Origin of the sequence: Mycobacterium sp. 94-17 (assembly GCF_035617725.1) — a bacterium.
Lineage (GTDB): Bacteria > Actinomycetota > Actinomycetes > Mycobacteriales > Mycobacteriaceae > Mycobacterium.
Map to the genome: position 1 here is coordinate 1 of NZ_JAPIYN010000096.1, position 417 is coordinate 417.

General features: G+C 60.9%; 1 protein-coding gene. It reads left to right on the forward strand.

Annotated features, from left to right (window positions below; translation table 11 throughout):
- On the forward strand, positions 1 to 417 hold a 417-nt coding region (locus OQ789_RS25820; protein WP_324689265.1), incomplete at both ends, for an IS110 family transposase.

A 417-nucleotide genomic window follows, 5' to 3' on the forward strand; every position in this document is an offset into this window, starting at 1 on the left:
TCGCCAGGCTGTTCGATGGGCTCGCACTCAGTTTGGTGTCGAGCTGGTGTGGGCGATCGAGGACTGCCGACACTTGTCAGCGCGACTTGAGCGTGATCTGTTATCCGCCGATCAAAAGGTGGTGCGGGTTCCGCCGAAGTTGATGGCTCAAACACGGGCCTCGGCTCGTACGCGGGGCAAGTCTGATCCGATTGACGCGTTGGCCGTCGCACGGGCTTACCTGCGTGAACCGGATCTTCCGGTGGCTTCCCACGACGAGCTGTCGCGGGAGTTGAAGCTCTTGGTGGACCGGCGTGAAGACCTTGTGGGGCAACGCACTTCGACGATCAACCGGTTGTTATGGAGAGTGCACGAACTTGATCCCAGCCGGGCGCCGAAACCGGCGTCGCTGGATCTGACCAAACACCGCAAGATGCT